A 15,326-nucleotide genomic window follows, 5' to 3' on the forward strand; every position below is an offset into this window, starting at 1 on the left:
CTGGATCAGTTCACGCACTGCGTGATGCATTCGAGGATTCGCGCGGCATTCGGCGCGAAAGCATCCTCGAGGGGCTTGGAATAGGGAACCGGCGCAAAGGCACCGCCGAGGCGCCGCACAGGCATCTTGAGCTCGCCGAACAGTTCTTCGTTGACGACTGCGGCAATTTCCGCGCCGACGCCATGCTCGCGCACGGCCTCGTGAACGATCAGCAGCCGGCCGGTCTTGCGCACCGATGCAAGAACCGTTTCGCGGTCCCAGGGCGCGATCGTGCGCAGGTCGATAACCTCGACCGAAACCCCCGCTTCAGCTGCCTTGGCCGCGGCGTTCCGGGTCTCGTTTGCCATGCGGGCATAGGTAACGACGGTGATATCGCTGCCTTCGCGCTGGATGGCGGCCTTGCCGAGGGGAACACGGTGCGACGAGTCCGGAAGTTCATGGCTCATCGGCGTATAATAGGTCGGCAGGTTCTCGATGATCAGCACCGGATCGGGATCCTCGATGGCCGAGCGGAGCAGACCATAGGCATCCTCGGGGGTCGAAGCCGCAACGACCTTGATCCCGGCGACATGGGCGAACCAGGCCTCGAGATAGTCGCAGTGCTGTCCGCCCGAGCCATAGCCGAGGCCGGTCATCGTTCGGATCACGATCGGGACATGCGTCTGGCCGCCCGACATGAAGCGAAGCTTCGCGGCGTGATTGACGATCATGTCCATCGCAACCGTCGTGAAGTTCATCAGCATGATCTCGGCGACCGGCTTGTAGCCGGCAAGGCTGGCGCCGATCGCGGCGCCCATGATCGCCTGTTCGGCGATCGGGGTCGATCGCACCCGATCGTCACCGAACTTGCTCGATAGGCCGCGGGTCACACCGACGATGCCGCCGCCCTCGGGGTCGGCCAGATCCTCACCGAGGAGGATGACCTTTTCGTCCTCTGAGCATGCGTCCGAGAGAGCTTTGTTGAGCGCGGCGAGGATCGTCACCGTCGGCTTGGCGGGGGCGTTCATCGGGCGATCTCCTCGGCAAAGACATCGAAGCGCAGGTCGTCGGCGACCGGCCAAGGGGAAGAGACAGCAAATTCGACGGCTTCGTCGATCTCGGCCTCGATCGCCGCTTCGATCGAAGCGAGCTGAATTTCGGTGGCAATGCCGTCGGCGATCAGCTTGGCGCGAAGCGCGGGGACAGGATCGTTCGCGATGGCGGCTGCCATCTCTTCCTTGGGAATATATTCGCCGGGGTCGCCGAAATTATGTCCGTGGAAGCGGAAGGTCATCGCTTCGATCAGTGTCGGACCCTCGCCAGCGCGCGCGCGCGCCACGGCTTCGGCCGCCGCCGCATACATTTCGACCGCGTCATTGCCGTTCACCCGGATACCAGGCATTCCATAGCCGGCCGCGCGGGCTGCGATCGTCTCGCCGCCGGTCATTTTCTTGTACGCGGTATGTTCGGCATAGAGATTGTTCTGGCAGACGAAGATCACCGGGAGCTTCCAGACTGCGGCGAGATTCATCGATTCATGGATCGCGCCGATGTTCGACGCGCCGTCGCCAAAGGTCGCGACCGCGACACGATCCGATTTGTCGAGCTGCGCGGCCCAGCCGAGCCCGTTGGCGATCGGGGCAGACGAGCCAACAATACCGGTCGTCACCATGATACCCTTGGGCGGGAAGGTCAGGTGCATCGGACCGCCCTTGCCCTTGCACGAACCGGTCGTGCGACCCGCGAGCTCGGCCCAGAGTTCCTTCAGGGGGAAGCCCTTGGCGAGCATGTCGTGGATGCCGCGATAGATGGTGCAGAGCTGATCGTCATCGCGCAGGCAGGCCGAGAGGGCCGACGGGACGACTTCCTGGCCGCGATAGCTGTAATAGACCATCGCGATCTTGCCCGAGGTGATAACCTTGCGGATGCGCTCGTCGTTCGCTTTCAGAAGCGCCGTGCGCCGATAAATGTCCAGCAGCGTTTCCGCACCGGGAACATAGGCGTTCGTGGCCAAGGGCCCTCTCCCTCAATAAACGTTATAATGAGGTAGACGATTAGCAGAGAGGCGCCGAGGCGCAAGCGTAAATATCAGTCGAGGAGATCGACCATCGCATTGGGACCGAGTTGCGAAAGCCAGAACTTGCCTGCGGCGATCATATGCGCGCGCCAATGGTTCTCGGCGCCTTCGCCATCACCCTTCTCGATGAGATCGATCAGTTTGCCATGCGACTTGAGGCCGAACAGGGTGCGCTTCTCGAGTTGCTCTTGATCCTTCGACGGCTCGCGAATCTGGGCGAGCGCCTGGTGCCGTTCGACGAGATGCTGCAAGGCATGCGCGACCATGCTCAGCGTCTTGTTGCCCGCGAGGTCGATGAGCAGTTGGTGAAATTCGGCGATCGCCTGTGACGTCGCGAGTCGGTCCTTGGTCAGCGAATATTCGACCTCCAAGTGCGCGCGCAGAACCTTGGCGCCCTCCTGGCTGTTGCGCTCGGCAACGAGCCGTGCCGCGGGGGGTTCGAGCAGCGTGCGCATCTCGTAAAGATCGGCAACGGTGGCGCCATTGGTTTGGAGCGCGATGCCGGCAGCGCGCGACACCATCTCGAACCCCGGCCTGCTGATGATCGCACCGCCGCGCGCGCCGCGCGCGACCTTGAGAAGGCCTTCCGACTCGAGGATGCGAACCGCCTCACGGATCGTCGGACGCGATACTTCGAACTCGGCGATCAAGTGCGCTTCCGCCGGAAGCGTGTCACCATCCATGAGTTCGCCGCGGATGATTCCGTTGCGAATTCGCTTGGCCACCAACTCGGCGGTCTTGGGGACCCGCACCGACGCGGCGTTGCCCTTCTGACGGTTTTTGTCGCCGATGAATTGTGTGGACAATATAAATTCCTTTCCCACGCTTGCTACGGCTTCTCCGCCGGAGCAGCAAGAGCCGAAAACATAGCCACAAGCGTTTCCCGCTTGCCATTTGTCGTATTACCTATTTAGATGTTAATTCGCTGCGCACAATCAAAACCCGGCAGTGTGGGATGAGGATATGGACCTGAACTGGACGCCCGAGGATAGCCGTTTTCGCGAACGCGTTCGCGACTGGCTGGCCGGCCATGTGCCGCCAGAGGCGCGGCCGTCGGGCACTGAAGCCGTCGCGTTCGATCGCGCCTGGCAGCGCGAACTTATGGCTGGCGGGTGGGCCGGGATCAGCTGGCCGAAGGAATATGGCGGTCAGGGGCTGAGCCTCACCCAGCAGATGATCTGGTTTGAAGAAAATGCGAAGGCGGGAGCACCCTCGGCCGGCGTCTTCTTCGTCGCGCAAATGCACGCGGGTCCGACGCTCATCGTGATGGGGAGCGATGCCCAGAAGGCCAAGCACCTCAACGGCATCCTCGGCGGCGACGAAATCTGGTGTCAGGGGTTCAGCGAGCCCGGCTCGGGGTCTGACCTCGCTTCGCTCCGCACCAAAGGTGTCGTCGATGGTGACGAGATCGTGGTCAGCGGCCAGAAGATCTGGACGAGCTACGCCGACGCGGCGGACTATCAGGAACTGTTGATCCGCACCGAGCCAGGAAGCGAGCGCCACAAGGGGCTGACTTGGATCATCTGCGATATGAAGACGCCGGGCATCACTGTACATCCCATTCGCAAGTTGACGGGTCACGCCGAGTTCGCATCGGTCTTCTACGACGAGGTGCGTATTCCGGTGTCGAACGTGGTTGGCGAGATCGGCCAGGGCTGGACCACCGCGATGGCGACGCTCGGGTTCGAGCGCGGGACGGCTTTCACCTCGGAGATGGTCCATCTTGTGCTCAGACTCGAAGAACTGATCGACTATGCCAAGGCGAACCCGCTCCCCGGCGCCAGCCGGCCCGCCTGGTCGGATGACGAGTGTCGCCGCACGCTTGCGCGCCTGCGCGCCGATCTCGCCGCGCTCCGGGCGATGAACTATTCGAACCTTTCACGCTACGCAGGCGGTGCTGCCCCGGGAGCGGAAGGCTCACTCATGAAGCTCTTCACCAACCAGCTTGCGCAGCGGATTGAGCGTGCCGCCATCGACATGATGGGCGACCGCCTCCTCGATCCGAACACCGACGAGCAATCATGGCTTGCATCCTATTACCGCAATCTCGTGCAGGCGATCGGCGGCGGCACCACCGACATCCAGCGCGAAATCATCGCCGACCGCGTGCTCGGCCTGCCGCGTAGCCGATAGGAAACGAAAAAGATGCTGCTCGCACCCGACGAGGGACAGACCGAAATTGCCACGGCGGTTGCCGACATTCTTTTGTCCGAGGCGCCGTTCGACCGCCTGTACCTTCCCGACCTCGACATCATTGCCGACGAACAGCGGTTGATGGACCTCGCGATTCCGATGGGCTGGCTCGGCATGGCGGCGCCCGAATCGATCGGGGGGTCCGCTGGTGACCTCACCGATGAATGCCTCCTCTTCATGAAGCTCGGCGAGCGGATTGCGCCGCTTGGTATCACGGCGGGCGCACTCGCCGCGCATGCTGCGCTGGCGGCTGGCGACGAGGCTCTGGCGGCGGCGTTCATTACTGGCGATGCGCGGGCCGCCCTGACCACCTCGGCGCGTCCGGGCCGCGCATTCGCCACGGCCGGCGCGACGCATCTCCTGGTCGTCGAGGAAAACCGGATCAGCCTTTCTTTGCTCGTCGCAGGGGGCGACGATATTGTCGCGCTCGATGCTTCGTCGAGCACGGCCGCGGTAAGTTCTGCAGATACGCTGCTCCAGGTCGACGGGCCCGAACTGGTGCTGCGCTTCGCGCTACTCGTCGCCTCCCAGCTGCAGGGCCTCGCGCAAACGGGACGTAGCGAGAGCAACGAATATGCGAAGGCCCGCGAGCAGTTCGGGCGGCCGATCGGCAGTTTTCAGGCGGTTCGCCACCGCATTGCGGACATGGAGCTTCGCGCGCGGCAGGTCGAGGCGCAGATCTACTTCGCGGCGGTTGCCCTGCGCGACGGGCGCGCAGATGCCGAACTCCAGACGCTAAGCGCGCTGCTCCTTGCCGGCGACGCCGCCATGGCGAATGCCGAGATCAATATCCATAATCATGGCGCAATCGGGACGACGACCGAAAATATCGGTCATCTCCTGCTGAAGCGGACGATCTTGCTCACCGGTCTCGCCGGCGGAGCCAACCAGCTCAAGGACCGGATCGCCGCGTGCGCTCCGGCGATCATGTGACCCGAGTGCGGGTCGAGGAGAGACTGTAATGAATGTCCACAGCAAGACCGTAGCCCCGCAGGTCGCGGGAGGCGTCGTTCCCGCGCTGAATTATATCTCGGCGGACTTTCTGCGCGAGGAGGCAGAGTTGCTCTGGCCGCGCGTCTGGCAGATGGCGTGCCGCGAGGAGGAGATCGCGCGGGTTGGCGACTTCTACACCTATGACATCCTCGACCAGTCGATCATCGTCGTTCGCGCTGAAGAGGATCTGATCAAGGCCTATTATAATGTCTGTCCACACCGCGGGCGGACGCTAACCGAAGGATGCGGTCATACCGCGAGGCTCTTCTGCAAATATCACGGCTGGCAGTGGAAGCTGACCGGCGAGAACAGCCGGGTCATCGACCGCCACGAATGGGGCGCTGATCTGACCGACGAGGATATCGCGCTCAAGGAGGTTAAGGTCGATCGCTGGGGCGGCTGGGTCTATATCAACATGGATCCCGACAGTATCAGCCTTGAAGAGCATCTCGCGCCTGCAAAGATGTTCCTCGACCCATACGACCTCGGCGGGCTGCGCTACCATTGGCGCAAGTCGACGATCCTGCCCTGCAACTGGAAGGTCGCGCTGGAGGCCTTCAACGAGGGCTATCACGTCCAGACGACGCACAACCAGATGCTTCGCTATATGGACGATATCACGCGCAGCTACGCGCATGGTCGCCACGCCCATTTCGGTTATTGGGAAGCCCTTCCTTCGGGCTCGAAATCGCGTCGCCTGACCAACGGCGAGCCGACCGAGGACATTCGCCCGGGCTTGCTCGACTATATGGAAGACATGGCGGCGACGCTCAATGCCGGGTCGTCGGTCCAGACCGTGCACGCCGCACGGCGCGTGATGCAGGAAGTGCCGCCTGGCACGCCCCCGATGGAAGTGCTCCAGAAGTTCGGGCAGTTCATCTTCGAATATTGCGCCAGCCAGGGCGCGCAATTTCCGGCGATCACGCCCGAGCAAATGTACAAGGCCGGCATCGACTGGCACCTTTTCCCCAACCAGATCATGCTGCAGGGGCCGACAGGCCTTCTCGGTTACCGCGCGCGGCCCAACGGCATGGATCCCGACAGCTGTATTTGGGACGTCTATTCGCTCCAGCGTTACGCGCCCGGTAAGGAACCGAAGGTCGAGCAGGAATGGAGCATGGATCATGAAGACGTCGGCTTCTGGGGCAAGATCCTGACGCAGGACTATCAGAATATGGCGGCGGTCCAGAAGGGCATGAAATCGCGTGGCTTTACGGGCGCCCGCCCCAATCCGCTGCAGGAAGTCGCCATCTCCAATTTCCACAAGTCGCTCGTCGAATTCATGGACGAGGGCCGCTGACCACAGAAGCGGCAGTCGCAGCAGAGAGGATTTCGCATGTCCGCATGGGACGAAAGTTTCGATTTCGTGGTCGTCGGCAGCGGCGGCGGCTCGATGGTCGCCGCGCTCGCGGTCGCCGACGCCGGCAAGACGTCGGTCATTCTGGAAAAGACCGACAAGGTCGGCGGCTCAACCTCGATGTCGGGCGGGGTCTTCTGGATTCCGAACCATCCGCTGCAGGCGGAAGCCGGGGTCGAGGACAGCTACGAGAAAGCACGCACCTATCTTGATGCCTGTGTCGGTGATGTCGGCCCGTCGACGTCGCCCGAGCGCAAGGACATGTATCTGCGCATGGGTCCCGCCATGGTCACCTATCTGCGGGACAAGGGAATGCCCTTCATCCGCGGCGATGGCTGGTCGGACTATCATGACGATCTGCCGGGCGGCTGCCCCGAGAGCCGCTCGCTCCTCGTCGAGCTTTTCGACGCGAACAAGCTCGGCGAGTGGGAACCACGCCTGCGCCGCGGGCCGTTTGACATCCCGGTACGCGGAACCGAGTCGCGCAACCTGCAGCTGATGAAGCGCAGCTGGGCGGGCAAGCTGGCTGCGGTCCGGCTCGGTTTGCGCATAACCGGTGCCAAGCTGCTCGGAAAGAAGCTTGTCGGGATGGGAGCTGCTATCCAGGGGCGTATGCTCCAGATGGCGCTGAGCCAGGGCGCCGATATTCGCCTCGACTCGCCAGTGGGCGAACTCGTCGAGGAAAACGGCCGGATCACTGGTGTCGTTACGGAGAAAAATGGCAAGCCGTGGCGGATCGAAGCCCGCGAAGGGGTGCTCATCAACGCGGGTGGCTTCGCACGGAACGCCGAGATGCGCGCGAAATATGGTCCGCAGCCTTCATCGACCGACTGGACCAACGCCAACCCGGGCGATACCGGCGAGATGATCGAGATCGCGAAGACGCATGGCGCGGCGACCGATCTCATGGACCAGGCGGTTTGGCTCATCACCTCGCTCGACCCGTCCGGCTTCCGCGCCTTCCATGTGCTCGACATCGCCAAGGCGCACGCGATCATGGTCAACAAGGACGGCAGGCGTTTCGCGAACGAGAGCCAGTCCTACATGGCGAACGGCCAGGCGATCTACGAATCGGGTTCCGTGCCCGCCTATGCCATCCTCGACTCGCGCCACCGGGATAATTACCCTTGGGGCGCAACCATGGCCGGCAAGACGCCGCAGGCCTGGCTCGATAGCGGCTATGCCAAAGTCGCCGACACGATCGAAGATCTGGCAGCGAAGATCGACGTTCCCGCGGACAATCTTCGCGCCACGGTCGAGCGCTTCAACGGCTTCTGCAAGACCGGCAAGGACCTCGACTTCCAGCGCGGCGACAAGGCCTATGACCGGGTCTTCACCGATCCGAGCATCAAGCCCAATCCCTGCCTCGGAGAGATCGGCAAGCCGCCATTCTACGCCATCGAGGTGTTTCCGGGTGACGTCGGGACGTACGGCGGCCTCGTGACCGACCAGTTCGCCCGCGTGCTGCGCGACGATGGCAGCGTCATCCCGGGGCTCTATGCGACGGGCAACAGCACGGCGTCGGTGACCGGCAAGACCTACCCCGGTGCCGGGGCGAGCATCGGGGCTTCCTTCGTGTTCGGCTGGGTGGCGGCGCGCCACGCGGTTGGCACGATGCCGAACTGACCGGAAGGACGCGCATGAACTCCGATCTTGAAACGACGGTCCGCCAGCTGGCGGACCGTCAGGCGATCCATGACGTGGTCGTCCGCTATTGCCGCGCGGTCGATCGCATGGACCGCGAGCTGCTGCTGACCTGCTACCATCCCGACGCGATCGACGATCATGGCATCTTTGTCGGGAGTCCCGAGGCTTTCGCCGACTGGGCTTTCGCGTTGCATGCAAGCCTTCAGTCGGCGCACCAGCATATCGTGACCAACCATAGCTGCGAACTCGAAGGGGATAGCGCGCATAGCGAAACCTACTGGATGTTCGCCGGCATGCATCATGATGGCAAACTTACAATCGGTGGCGGTCGCTATGTCGACAGGATGGAGCGCCGTGAGGGGGAATGGCGAATTGCTGCGCGCAAATGCGTCCCCGACTGGGGCGGCGTGCCGTCGCAGAGCTGGCTATTTCCTGCGGCCGCAGCGGCCCTTGCGTCGGGCGGGCAGACCGCACGCGACCGGAGCGATTGCAGCTACGAGCGTCCGCTTCGTATCGATCCGGCCCGCATCGGGTCGATATTCGACTTCGGCCAATAGCGAAGGATTTTAGGATGATCGTTGCCGAAGCCGTGGCGAGCCGTCGCTCGATCCGCACCTTTCTCGACAGGCCCGTTCCCTTCAAGACGATCGAGCGCGTCCTCGACCAGGCGCGCATGGCGCCCTCGGGCTGCAATTTCCAGCCCTGGGAAGCGCTGGTGCTGACCGGCGAGCCGCTCGCTGCCCTCCAGGAAAAGCTGCTCGCCAGCGAACCCGATAGCCCGATGGATTATGATTTCTCGGCCCCGGGGCAGGTCGACAAATATCAGGCGCGCCTTCGCGCGGTCGGGCAGGCGATGTATGGCGCCATGACAATCGAGCGTGACCAGGCCGATCGCCGCGCCGACTTTGCGCGGTCCAATCTTCTGTCCTTCGGCGCGCCGGTTCTGCTCCTGTGTCACTTCCCGAAGTTCATGAAGGAAGCGCAATGGTCGGACGTCGGCATGTGGCTGCAAACGATTATGCTGCTGCTGCGCGGCGAAGGCCTCGATAGCTGCCCACAGGAATATATGGGCATGTTCGGCCGGACGATCAAAGCGCATCTGGGCCTTTCCGACGACACGCTCCTGTTCTGCGGCCTCGGCATCGGCTGGCGGGATCCGGCGGCGCCGGTCAATAATTTCGAGCGGGAGCGCGTCCCGCTCGGCGAACAGGTGCGTTTCCTGGGCTTCGGGACCTAGCCCGACCGCAAAGAATGAGGTCAAGAGCCAAGCGGATGGGGACATTGTTCGATCTTAACCCGACCCACAATCCACACCGATGGTATTTGCCGGTGACGGAAGACCTCTGCGTCGGCGCCGCAGGCCGCCGCTTCATGTTCGGTGGCGTCGGCTTGGCCGCGGCGATCTCCGCTATGGAACGGACGTGTGGTCGCCCGGTGATTTGGGCGACCGCGCACTATCTCTCCTTTGCCCGTCCTGGAAGCATCGTCGACCTCGACGTCTGGGTGCCGGTGGCCGGGCGGCTTACGAGCCAGGCCACGGTTATCGAGCATATCGACGACAGGAAAATCATCACCGTCCACGCCGCGCTCGGTAGTCGCGACGATCAGCTGTCGGATCAATGGGTTACGATGCCGGACGTTCCGGCGCCCGATGCATGTTCCCCGTTTCAGCATTGGCGCAACGAACCGCAAGGCTTGAACCGGCAGTTCGAGATGCGCCTTGCCGCGGGCATACCCAATGATCGCCCGTTCCAGCACGGTCGCGGCAACGGTCGCCTTATCTTCTGGGTGCGGTCGCGAGGGGGGCACGTCGCGGATTCGCAGTTGCTCGCCGTAATCGCCGACTTCGTCGCCTCGGCAATCGCGGGAGCGATCGGACGCAACGCGGGCGGTAACAGTCTCGACAACACGATTCGTTACGCTCGCCTCGAGCCCAGCGAATGGGTTCTTTGCGATGTCCAGATCGAGTCCGTCCATGCCGGTATTGTCCACGGTGTGATGCATCTTTTCGCACCCTCCGGCACGCTTCTGGGGACCGCGAGCCAATCTCTGATCCTGCGGCTTCATGACAGCGCAGCAGACGGCGCGGCGCTATAACGCCGGGCGGCGGTTTGCGCGCGAAATGCAGCAGTAGAGCCTATTCCCGCTGACCGGCGTTCTGCCACAACCGCAGCCGGCACGTCGCGAATTCCCGAGTTTGCCCCGGCTCCTGTCGCGCACGTGCCCCTGGAGACACCGAGCCGCGGCATCGGGATCTCGTCCCTTAAGCGTGCGCCTTTTCGGCATCGAATTCGGGATAGCGGCCGAGCGTTGCGGCCAGCAATACACCTCCGGCCAGCATCGCCGCGAACAGAAGCAAGGCGCCGTCGTAGCTTCCGGTGCGGTCGAAGATCTTGCCGGCGAGAGGGGGCATCGTCGCCCACAGGATGGTGTGCGTGGAAAAGATGCAGCCATAGATGACGCCGAAGCTCTTCATCCCGAAGTAGCGGCTCGCAAGATAGGCCATCATGTCGATCTCGGTGCCGGCCGCAATCGCTGTGAAGGCGATGGCGACCCCGGCGACGACAAGGTTGCCGTCGAAGCCGCGAAGCAGGAAACAGCTTACGATCGGCAGCGCGAAGGCGACTGCGGCGATGATCGGGGCGGGGAAGCGGTCGAGCAGCAACCCTGTCACGATGCGCGAGGCGAAGGAAATCGGACCGATAATCCCGGCGAGCAGCGCGGCCTGCGCCGGGTCGATCCCCGCATCGGTCATGAGCGGCTGGAAATGAATGTAGATCGCCGAATATGCGCCGCCGACGAGCGCCATGCACAGCGCGATCCGCCAGAAGAGCGTCGAACGTATAGCTTCGGCAAGCGTCCGGCCGGGAAGCGACGGCGCCGTGATTGCCTCCTCCTGCGTGGCCGAGATGCCGCGCTCGAGATCACGCGCGTCATAGAAAAATGCCCAGGTCAGCGGCCATGCCACGACCAGAACCAGTAGCGCCGTTGCCCAATAGGACACACGCCAGCCATAGGCATCGATCATCTGGACGGAGAGGTAAGGCATGATGGCGGTATTGACGCTCATGCCGGCGAGGACGATCGCGAGCGCCAAGCCGCGGTTCCGGTCGAACCGGCTCGCGACCGCCATCGACCAGGCAACGGGACTGATCCCCATGCAGAGGATCGCCAATATGCCCCAGACGAGATACCAGCTCGTGATCGAGGGGCCCGCAAAGCCGAACAGCGCGTGCGAAAAGGCATAGGCCGGCACACCGACGAGCGCGATGCGCCGCGCGCCAAACCTGTCCAGAACCCGGCCGAGGAAGGGCGTGAGGAAGATCGTGCCGAGCGCCCCGAAGAAGAGGCAGGTCGTGATCTGCTCGCGGGCCCAGCCGAACTCGCGGGTGAGCGGGCCGATATAGGAGCCGAGCGTTACCGCATGCGTGGCCGCGAACCCGCAACCCACCGCAGAGGTCAGGACGAGCGGCCAGCCCGCGCGCCACTCGCTTCTGGCGCCAGCGGGCGCCAAATCATTCACCAACAAACTCCGGCTTTGTCTTCTTGCCGAAATTGCCGATCGCGATCGTATTGTCCTTGGTCCGCGCCGTGCGCGCGACGCCGCGCACTTCGGCTTCGAGATGCTGGTCGAGCGTCTGCTCGGGGCCGGTCAGGAACAGCTGGCGCATGATGCCAAGCGCGATCGTCGGCCCGGTCGCATAGCCGAGCGCCACTGCGCGCGCCGCATCGCGGAACCCGTCCTCCGACACCAGTTCGTTGACGAGGCCCCAATCGAACGCCTTTTCGGCATAGAGCCGCTCGGCGCGCATGATCATCGCGCGTGCGCGCGGCGTGCCGATCGCGCGCGGTAGCAGCCAGGTAATGCCGGAATCGGTGCAGCTTGCGAGGCTCGCGAACGGCACGAGGAAAAAGGCCTTCTCGGAGGCGACGATATAGTCGGCGAGAAGCGCGATTGCGAAGCCGAAGCCGACGCAGGGACCGTTGACCGCGGCGACGACCGGTATCTCGAGATCGCGAAGGCGGCGGACAAGCGGGTGAAAGGTCCCGGCGACCGACTGGATCACCGGCGGCTCGGCGCGGGTGCGCTCCGCCTTCGCGGCGCCCGAAGAGAGGTTGGCCCCTGCCGAGAAGGCCCGGCCCTCGCCCGTGATCATCAAGCAGCGAATATGACGGCGCGGCTTGGCGACCTCGATCAGTGCCGCGTAGAGCGCTTCGACCATGCCCGGATTGAGCGCATTGAGCTTCTCGGGATCGCTGAACCAGAAGGTCGCGAGCGGGCCCTCGATCTCGAGGCGGGCATTCTGATATTCGATGACCTCGGTCGCGCCGCTGTCGGTCATAAAGTCGCTCCTGTGATTGATGCCCCTAACGCCGGGCGTTGGGGTCGGGATTCCATTGCGGTTCGCGCTTCTCGGCGAACGCCTTCGGGCCTTCCTCGAAATCGGGATGGCTCCACTGGTTGCGGATGAGGCTCCATCCCAGCTCGCACGCCGGCGTGTAGCCTGTCTCGAGCGAGTTCCAGATCGCCTGCTTCGACAAGGCGACCGCCTGCGGCGAATTCTTCGCAATCTCGCGGGCGATCTCCATCGCCTTCGGCAGCACTTCGGCAGGGGTCTCGACAAGCTCGTCGACATAGCCGAGCTGCCAGGCCCGATCGGCGGTCAGCCGGAAACTCTTGCCCTGCAGCGTCATCCGCAGCGCCGTGCCGAGCGGCAGGCGCTTGGTGAGCCCGATATTCTCGATCGCGCCAACCTGGCCGACATTGACATGCGTATCCATGAAGGCCGCATTGCGCGAGGCGACGACGATGTCGGCGTCTGCGACGAGATGATGGCCGCCCCCGTTCACGAGGCCGTTCACAGCGGCGATCACGGGCTTCATCACCCGGTTCTGATAGGGCGACGCGCGGACCGCCTGGTCCATCGGCACATTCTGGAGTCCGGGCTTGCCGTCCCCGCCCGTGCGCAGCGCCGAGACGTCGGCCCCGGTGCAGAAGTGACGCTCGCCGGTCCCCGTCACGACCGCCGCGCGGATCGCAGCGTTGGTCTTCACCTCGTCCCAGATCGCCCTGAACTGCTCGACGCCGCCGGGAGGCAAGGGATTGCCGGCCTCGGGGCGAGCGAGCGTGAGGAGCGCAATCTCCCCGCGCAGTTCGAACGTCAGGCTCTCGGAACTGAGGGCGGGGTCGATCATGGGTCAGGCCTTTCCGGTGTAGCGGTCGCGCTGATCATAGGTCAGCGCGCCGATCGTGCCAGCATCGGAAAGACTGTCGAGGGTCCAGCCCTGCGGATTGCAACGGGTGCGGATCAACTCCGGCTCTTGGACGAACGAAAGCTGGCCGCCGTTGATGTACAGCTCGCGGCCGTTGATCCCCGAGGCCTGCTCGCTGCAGAGCCAGGCGACGAGTGCCGCGACATGCTCGGGAAGTCCCTGCACGCCGCCGTCGCTCAACCATTGGTTCGAGATATAGGGGATCCGAAGCTTCTCGATCGAATAGCTGATCGTCTCATAGACTTCGGGAATCGCCATCGCGCTGTTGCCCGCGATCGGGCGGATCGCGTTGGCGCGAACGCCGAACTCGCCAAGCTCGCGCGCGATCGACCGGGTGAAACCGACGACGCCTTCCTTCGCGGCCGCGTAGTTGGACATGCCATAATGACCGAAGCCCGAGGGCGAACTGAAGTTGACGATCGATCCGCCCTGCTTGACGAGATGCTCGGCCGCGGCGCGCACGGTCGCGAAATAGCCCTTGAGATTGACGCCGATCACCATGTCCCAATCGGCCTCGGTCATCTCCATGATCCGCTTCGGACGGATGATGCCGGCATTATTCACGAGAATGTCGAGGCGGCCATATTCCTTGATCGCTGCCTCGACGACCGCCTGGCCGCCTTCCATCGTGGCGACGCTCGAGGTCTCGGCGATCGCCTTCCCGCCGGCGGCGCGAATCTCCTCGGCGACCTCGCCCGCGACCGAGCTGTTGCCGCCGCCGCCCTGTGGACCGCCGCCGAGGTCATTGACGACGACGCTCGCCCCCTCGGCTGCCAGCAGCATGGCGGTTGCCCGTCCGATGCCGCGTCCCGCGCCGGTGATGATTGCTACCTTGCCTGCAAAGCGGTCTGCCATGCCGATCCTCCTGCCCAAAATTGTCTGCCGGCCCGTGGAGGGCTCTTGCGCTACACCGATAATCAGCTAACTAGGTTGCATGATTTTCAGGTGATGGCAATTGCCTGGTGTGCAAAAAAATGATGGCCGCCTGAGGGGGCGGACGGCCGAGGGAGAGAAACGAATGAGCAGGTTCGATACCGCGCTGGCATCTTTTTCGCTGAACGGAAAGGTCGCGTTGATTACGGGCGCCGCCTCCGGGCTCGGCAAGGCTACGGCGGAGCTCTTCCTCGACGTCGGGGCGCGGGTCGTCGTTGCCGATCTCGATGGCGAAGCGGCGAAAGCGACGGTCGAAGAATTGGATGTCGGGGATCGCGCCGTGGCGGTGCACATCGACGTCGCCGACGAAGCGGCGGTCAAACGCGCTTTCGCCGAGAGCGCCACGACATTCGGGCCGCTCGACGTTCTCGTCAACAATGCCGCGTACCGGAACAAGGCCGATACCATGTCGATGAGCGTCGAGGAATGGGACCGCATGCAGGCCGTCTGCTCGCGCGGTACGTTTCTCTGCCTTCGCCAGGCCGTCGAACAGATGCGCGGCAAGGGGGGATCGATCGTCAACATCTCGTCGATGAGCGCGCAGCATCCGACGATCTTTCCGAACATGCATTATGACGCAGCAAAGGCAGGGGTCGACGCGATCACCCGCCTCGCCGCGGTGGAATTTGCCAAGGAGGGCATTCGCGTAAACTCGGTGCTTCCGGGCGGCATGACGACGCCGGGCGTGGCGAAGATGCACGCCTCGACGGTCGCGATCACCGGTCCTGCGACGATTCCGGGCCGCTCGGTCATGGGCCGCGCCGCCGATCCGATCGAAATGGCGCGTGCCGTCCTATTCCTTGCGAGCGACGCGGCGAGCTACATCACCGGCGCCGAGCTGCTGGTCGATGGCGGTTTCACCAAGGGCTGATG

At 63.7% G+C, this 15,326-nt stretch carries 15 protein-coding genes; 8 read left to right on the forward strand and 7 right to left on the reverse strand.

Annotation, left to right across the window (positions count from 1 at the left end; translation table 11 throughout):
- Window positions 1-5: 5 nt before the first annotated feature.
- The 3 genes from HDC35_RS12665 to HDC35_RS12675 form a co-directional block, all read right to left on the reverse strand.
- Window positions 6-1,007 carry an alpha-ketoacid dehydrogenase subunit beta gene (locus HDC35_RS12665; protein WP_184647262.1) on the reverse strand — a complete coding sequence of 334 codons (1,002 nt, stop codon included), beginning with the start codon at window positions 1,005-1,007 and terminating at the stop codon, window positions 6-8.
- Window positions 1,004-1,993 carry a thiamine pyrophosphate-dependent dehydrogenase E1 component subunit alpha gene (locus HDC35_RS12670; protein WP_184647264.1) on the reverse strand — a complete coding sequence of 330 codons (990 nt, stop codon included), beginning with the start codon at window positions 1,991-1,993 and terminating at the stop codon, window positions 1,004-1,006. The genes HDC35_RS12665 and HDC35_RS12670 overlap by 4 nt, the downstream gene beginning before the upstream one ends.
- 74 nt (window positions 1,994-2,067) lie before the next feature.
- Entirely contained in the window at window positions 2,068-2,862 is a 795-nt protein-coding gene (locus HDC35_RS12675) for a FadR/GntR family transcriptional regulator (RefSeq protein ID WP_184647266.1), read from the reverse strand.
- A 157-nt stretch (window positions 2,863-3,019) separates the two neighbouring features.
- Here HDC35_RS12675 and HDC35_RS12680 point away from each other — a divergent pair, with 157 nt between their 5' ends.
- Genes HDC35_RS12680 through HDC35_RS12710 form a run of 7 tightly spaced genes read left to right on the forward strand, consistent with a single transcriptional unit; the run spans window position 3,020 to window position 10,343 of the window.
- Window positions 3,020-4,189, forward strand: coding sequence for an acyl-CoA dehydrogenase family protein (locus HDC35_RS12680; protein ID WP_184647268.1), 1,170 nt, complete (start codon window positions 3,020-3,022; stop codon window positions 4,187-4,189).
- Between the two features lie 12 nt (window positions 4,190-4,201).
- The gene (locus tag HDC35_RS12685; protein WP_184647271.1) at window positions 4,202-5,182 is read left to right on the forward strand and encodes an acyl-CoA dehydrogenase family protein; all 981 of its coding nucleotides are present in this window, start codon (window positions 4,202-4,204) and stop codon (window positions 5,180-5,182) included.
- A gap of 28 nt (window positions 5,183-5,210) precedes the next feature.
- Window positions 5,211-6,542 carry an SRPBCC family protein gene (locus tag HDC35_RS12690; RefSeq protein WP_184647273.1) on the forward strand — a complete coding sequence of 444 codons (1,332 nt, stop codon included), beginning with the start codon at window positions 5,211-5,213 and terminating at the stop codon, window positions 6,540-6,542.
- A gap of 36 nt (window positions 6,543-6,578) precedes the next feature.
- Window positions 6,579-8,225: an FAD-dependent oxidoreductase gene (locus tag HDC35_RS12695; protein ID WP_184647275.1), complete on the forward strand. Its 1,647-nt coding sequence runs from the start codon at window positions 6,579-6,581 to the stop codon at window positions 8,223-8,225.
- 14 nt (window positions 8,226-8,239) lie between these two features.
- Window positions 8,240-8,803: a nuclear transport factor 2 family protein gene (locus HDC35_RS12700; protein ID WP_184647277.1), complete on the forward strand. Its 564-nt coding sequence runs from the start codon at window positions 8,240-8,242 to the stop codon at window positions 8,801-8,803.
- 14 nt (window positions 8,804-8,817) lie between these two features.
- A complete protein-coding gene (locus HDC35_RS12705; protein WP_184647279.1) occupies window positions 8,818-9,483 on the forward strand; it encodes a nitroreductase in 666 nt (221 codons plus the stop codon).
- 35 nt (window positions 9,484-9,518) lie between these two features.
- Window positions 9,519-10,343 (forward strand): acyl-CoA thioesterase II, encoded by an 825-nt coding sequence (locus HDC35_RS12710; RefSeq protein WP_184647281.1) that lies wholly within the window; start codon window positions 9,519-9,521, stop codon window positions 10,341-10,343.
- Window positions 10,344-10,509: 166 nt separating this feature from the next.
- On the opposite strand, the gene HDC35_RS12715 is transcribed toward HDC35_RS12710, so the two are convergent.
- The 4 genes from HDC35_RS12715 to HDC35_RS12730 are packed head-to-tail and all read right to left on the reverse strand — an operon-like array spanning window position 10,510 to window position 14,375.
- Window positions 10,510-11,769, reverse strand: coding sequence for an MFS transporter (locus HDC35_RS12715; RefSeq protein WP_184647283.1), 1,260 nt, complete (start codon window positions 11,767-11,769; stop codon window positions 10,510-10,512).
- The gene (locus tag HDC35_RS12720) at window positions 11,762-12,589 is read right to left on the reverse strand and encodes an enoyl-CoA hydratase-related protein (protein ID WP_184647285.1); all 828 of its coding nucleotides are present in this window, start codon (window positions 12,587-12,589) and stop codon (window positions 11,762-11,764) included. The genes HDC35_RS12715 and HDC35_RS12720 overlap by 8 nt, the downstream gene beginning before the upstream one ends.
- Window positions 12,590-12,614: 25 nt before the next feature.
- Window positions 12,615-13,442 (reverse strand): enoyl-CoA hydratase/isomerase family protein, encoded by an 828-nt coding sequence (locus HDC35_RS12725; RefSeq protein ID WP_184647287.1) that lies wholly within the window; start codon window positions 13,440-13,442, stop codon window positions 12,615-12,617.
- A gap of 3 nt (window positions 13,443-13,445) precedes the next feature.
- Entirely contained in the window at window positions 13,446-14,375 is a 930-nt protein-coding gene (locus tag HDC35_RS12730; RefSeq protein ID WP_184647289.1) for an SDR family NAD(P)-dependent oxidoreductase, read from the reverse strand.
- Window positions 14,376-14,538: 163 nt separating this feature from the next.
- Here HDC35_RS12730 and HDC35_RS12735 point away from each other — a divergent pair, with 163 nt between their 5' ends.
- On the forward strand, window positions 14,539-15,324 hold the full coding sequence (locus tag HDC35_RS12735; protein WP_184647291.1) for an SDR family NAD(P)-dependent oxidoreductase: 786 nt from the start codon (window positions 14,539-14,541) through the stop codon (window positions 15,322-15,324).
- Window positions 15,325-15,326 lie beyond the last annotated feature (2 nt).

Source organism: Sphingopyxis sp. JAI128, from assembly GCF_014207235.1.
Classification (GTDB): Bacteria; Pseudomonadota; Alphaproteobacteria; order Sphingomonadales; family Sphingomonadaceae; genus Sphingopyxis.

Coding starts and splice junctions, on each gene's coding strand:
- HDC35_RS12695 (WP_184647275.1), top strand. CDS start 6,579: ATGTCCGCATGGGACGAAAGTTTCGATTTCGTGGTCGTCGGCAGCGGC.
- HDC35_RS12705 (WP_184647279.1), top strand. CDS start 8,818: ATGATCGTTGCCGAAGCCGTGGCGAGCCGTCGCTCGATCCGCACCTTT.
- HDC35_RS12700 (WP_184647277.1), top strand. CDS start 8,240: ATGAACTCCGATCTTGAAACGACGGTCCGCCAGCTGGCGGACCGTCAG.
- HDC35_RS12720 (WP_184647285.1), bottom strand. CDS start 12,589: ATGACCGACAGCGGCGCGACCGAGGTCATCGAATATCAGAATGCCCGC.
- HDC35_RS12690 (WP_184647273.1), top strand. CDS start 5,211: ATGAATGTCCACAGCAAGACCGTAGCCCCGCAGGTCGCGGGAGGCGTC.
- HDC35_RS12725 (WP_184647287.1), bottom strand. CDS start 13,442: ATGATCGACCCCGCCCTCAGTTCCGAGAGCCTGACGTTCGAACTGCGC.
- HDC35_RS12730 (WP_184647289.1), bottom strand. CDS start 14,375: ATGGCAGACCGCTTTGCAGGCAAGGTAGCAATCATCACCGGCGCGGGA.
- HDC35_RS12710 (WP_184647281.1), top strand. CDS start 9,519: ATGGGGACATTGTTCGATCTTAACCCGACCCACAATCCACACCGATGG.
- HDC35_RS12680 (WP_184647268.1), top strand. CDS start 3,020: ATGGACCTGAACTGGACGCCCGAGGATAGCCGTTTTCGCGAACGCGTT.
- HDC35_RS12685 (WP_184647271.1), top strand. CDS start 4,202: ATGCTGCTCGCACCCGACGAGGGACAGACCGAAATTGCCACGGCGGTT.
- HDC35_RS12665 (WP_184647262.1), bottom strand. CDS start 1,007: ATGAACGCCCCCGCCAAGCCGACGGTGACGATCCTCGCCGCGCTCAAC.
- HDC35_RS12735 (WP_184647291.1), top strand. CDS start 14,539: ATGAGCAGGTTCGATACCGCGCTGGCATCTTTTTCGCTGAACGGAAAG.